Consider the following 3,465-nt stretch of genomic DNA (forward strand, 5'->3'; position numbering starts at 1 on the left):
CGGGGCAATGGGATACACAGTTGCGTTCGGCGTTGGTGCTGATGGCCGCGATGACGATGTTCGCGGGCGGTGCCGTCACCTCCGCCGTAGCCTTTGCCGTGATCGGCGCGCTGGAGCGGGGGATTGCGGTCGGCCCGGCTGGTGTGCTTCTGGCCGTCGGCAGCGCCTTAGGAGCCGCGACCCGTATCGTGATTGGCGGAGTCGTCGATCGAGGCGGCGTGTCGGCTCTTTCTTTGATCCAGACAGCACTCATCGTCTGCGCCGTCGGGCTTTCACTCATGGCGATCCCCACCACCTGGAGCTACGTGGCAGGTGTCCTGCTCGCGGCGGGCCTGGGGTGGGGCTGGCCAGGCCTGGCGCACTTCCTCATCTCGCACATGGCACCTGGGGCCACCGCAGCGGCCACCGGCATTGTCCAGACCGGCACGTACATCGGCAATACCATCGGCCCCGTGCTCACCGGGGTGGCCCTTAGCCTCGGTAACTCGACACTGACCTGGGCGATGCTCGCCAGTATGGCAACCGTCGCCGTGGTCATCTCCTTCTTCTTCGGGCGCCGACTGCGGAAAATCGACTCTCTGGAATCGCCGCTGAGCTGAAGTGGTCCTGTCCACAGCCCCACCGTCACCGGCCGTCGAGATCCTTAAACGAGCAAGTTCTGGATTTCTTTGGCGGCTGTCTGGAGCATAGCCCCGAGTTCTGTGCGGAGTTGGTCAGTCATGCGGTGAGCGGGCACGGATACATTGATCCCGTAGTAGCTTCCGCTCGGGCTGGTGATGGGAACAGCGACTGACATGACGCCGTCTTCGCTTTCTTCCTGGCTCGTTGAGTACCCGGTTTGCCGAATCGTTTCGAGGGCACGCTCCAGCTCGGAACGGGAAATGATAGATCCCTTGGTGAGACCCGGGAGCTCCTCATACGGGTACAGGGCATGCAGTTGTTCCGTGGTGAGTAGGCTCAGCATTGCTTTGCCCGTTGCAGTGCAGTTGGCAGGAAGCATCGCACCGTGACGTGAGGCAACGCGGACGGCGCGTTGGCTTTCGATGGCCTCCAGGAAGTGTGCGTTCGAGCCTTTTAGCTCGGCAAAGTGTACTGTCTCTCCGGTTTCCTCGAATAACTTCTCCATTGCTGGACGAATGAGGGTCCCGATATCGACGTGGCGCCGTATGGCGAAGGCGATGGAGCTGAGTGCTTGTCCGGGTTCGTACGCTTTAGTCTGGGGGTTCTGCCGTACGAAACCGCGGTAGAGGAGCATCCCCATGAGGCGATGGGCCGTGGATGACGCCACTCCGAGGTACTTGCTGGCATCGGTGAGCCGGATGCTCGGCCGGGTCTCGAAGAGCAGCAACAATCGGAGTGCGTTGTCGACGGATTCGATGGGGTACTGCGGAGGAGGGCCGTATCTGGAGTCGTCCTCCGCCTGTGATGCGGACATGAGCTTCATGTTACTGACCGGGGGTTCAGTCTCTGTCCGGCTAGGGCGCAGGCCGTCAACGAGGCTCACCAAGTCGTGCGAGTTCATGTCTCCAGGCAGTCTCTGTGTTGAATGCTCCTCCGAGGTCGGGCAGTTCGGCCATATCGGCGTCGGGCAGGTCGACGAGGTGCCCACCAGCCGAAGTCACTTGCAGGGCCAGCCCTGCCAGGCCGTCCACGCTGATGGCCTGGAGAACTGCTTGCTCGACGGTTTCGGCCGCGCTGGTGAGGCCGTGGCCCCGCAGCACAACAACGGGTCTTGTTCCCATGGTATCGGCCATTTCGGCGGCGAGCCGACGGTCGCGGATGAGTACTCCGCGGGGATAGACGGGCACCCCGTTGGCGGCGAGGCGGGCTCCGGGAATGTCGTACGCCCCTACGATGGGGCGTACTGCAAGCCCTGCCAGGTCGGCGGCAACCACTCGCGGGGGATGGGCGTGAACGACAGCTCGGATGTCTGGGCGGCGCCGGAAGAGCTCGGTGTGCAGCGGCAGTTCGTTGGGGACCGTGTACCCGTCCGCGAGCTCGCCGTCGGCGGCGGGATTGCCGTCGAGGTCCACCATGCGGATGTCTTCGGCTTGCGTATACGCCAGTCCGCGTTCGTACGGGCCGCGACAGCGCACCAGCAATGTGCTGTCGGTAATTTTCAGGCTGATGTGACCCAAGATTCCATCTGCCAGGCCCCGATGGGCCAAGACCCGGCAGGCGAGGGCGATATGTTCCCGGGTGACGCTCTCGGTCTGGGGCAGCAAGTTCCCGGGTGTCATGACGTCCTCCTCGGCGGTGGCTCCAACTGGGGTTCGAGCTTGGCGTGCAGATCCTGCACCGTGATGCCCCTGGCCATGCCCAGACGGCAGGCAATGAGGGCTTTGGGCCAGTTCACGATGGCTGCGCCCCGGACGGTGGTGCCGTCGATGGTGTAGAGGGCGGCGAACTTGCCGTGGACCTGCGGGTGTCCGATGAGGACGTGGTCGACATTGCCTCCGACGCGTCCCACGACCTGGATCTTCCAGTCGTGCTGGTCGCTCCACACGTATTCAATGGGCGTGTAGGCGCGCGGCTGTTCCGGATGGATGATGTTGTAGGCCACGCATGCGGCCTGTTCCACCGCGTTAGTCCAGTGCTCGGTCCTGACGTCCTCGCCGTGCTTCTGGTGGCGCCAGCGGGCTACGTCGCCGACGGCGTACACGTTCGCAGCGTCGAGGGCTTGACAGTACTCGTTGAGCACGACCCCGTTGTCCACCAGCAGGCCAGATGCGCTGAGCCAGGAGTCATTGGGGATGACGCCAATACCGATCAGCACGGTGGCCGCCTGAACGCTCTCACCGTTGGTCAGGTGGAGGGAGAAGTTGCCCTCCTCGCCTTCGATAGCTTCCACTCCGGTGCCGAACATGGTGTTGACCCCGTTGTCCTGGTGAAGGTCTGCGAACCACTGGCCGATCTCAGGGTTAAAGAGGCGGCTCATGGGCACGGGCACCGGGTCGATGACGGTGACCTCCAATCCCAGGCCGCGGGCGGTGGCTGCCGCTTCGGCGCCGATGAACCCTGCCCCGATGACGGCCAGCGCCCCACCCCGGAGAAGGTCCCCACGTAGTTCGCGGGCGTCCTCAAGGGTGCGCAGCACGTGGATCCCTGGAGACTGGCCCCAGGGAGAGGGCCGGGGTGATGCTCCGGTGGCAATGACGAGGTTGTCGTAATGAAGGGGGTCATGCCCTTCAAGCTTCAGCAGGTTCTCGGCGACGTCTAAACCGACAGCGCGGTGTCCCAGCAGGAGTTGGATGTCCTCGGCATCGGCCTGCTCCTGTGTCAGCAGCCGGATAGAGTCCTCGTCGGCGGATCCCGCAAGAACGGATTTCGACAATGGCGGCTTATCGTAGGGAAGTTCGGTCTCTTCTCCCACGAGGATGATCTCCCCCTTATAGCCTTCCAGCCGGAGGGACTGCGCGGTGCGCACCCCGGCGATGGAGGACCCGACGACGACGACGGTGCCCG

At 63.8% G+C, this 3,465-nt stretch carries 3 protein-coding genes and 1 pseudogene; 1 reads left to right on the forward strand and 3 read right to left on the reverse strand.

The features are described 5' to 3' along the window. A pseudogene (locus G6028_RS01925) lies at positions 1–599 on the forward strand (hypothetical protein); the annotation flags it as partial. A gap of 44 nt (positions 600–643) precedes the next feature. Here G6028_RS01925 and G6028_RS01930 read toward each other — a convergent pair. The 3 genes from G6028_RS01930 to G6028_RS01940 all read right to left on the reverse strand — a co-directional run. Further along, positions 644–1,444, reverse strand: a complete 801-nt coding sequence (locus G6028_RS01930) for an IclR family transcriptional regulator (RefSeq protein WP_182657882.1) — start codon at positions 1,442–1,444, stop codon at positions 644–646. 46 nt (positions 1,445–1,490) lie between these two features. Beyond that, positions 1,491–2,240, reverse strand: coding sequence for a 3,4-dihydroxyphthalate decarboxylase (gene phtC / locus G6028_RS01935; protein ID WP_182657880.1), 750 nt, complete (start codon positions 2,238–2,240; stop codon positions 1,491–1,493). Further along, positions 2,237–3,465 (reverse strand): NAD(P)/FAD-dependent oxidoreductase (locus tag G6028_RS01940; RefSeq protein WP_182657881.1); only part of this gene is annotated, 1,229 nt, incomplete at its 5' end. The genes phtC and G6028_RS01940, both read right to left, overlap by 4 nt.

It is taken from the genome of Dietzia cercidiphylli (assembly GCF_014145145.1).
GTDB lineage: Bacteria > Actinomycetota > Actinomycetes > Mycobacteriales > Mycobacteriaceae > Dietzia > Dietzia natronolimnaea.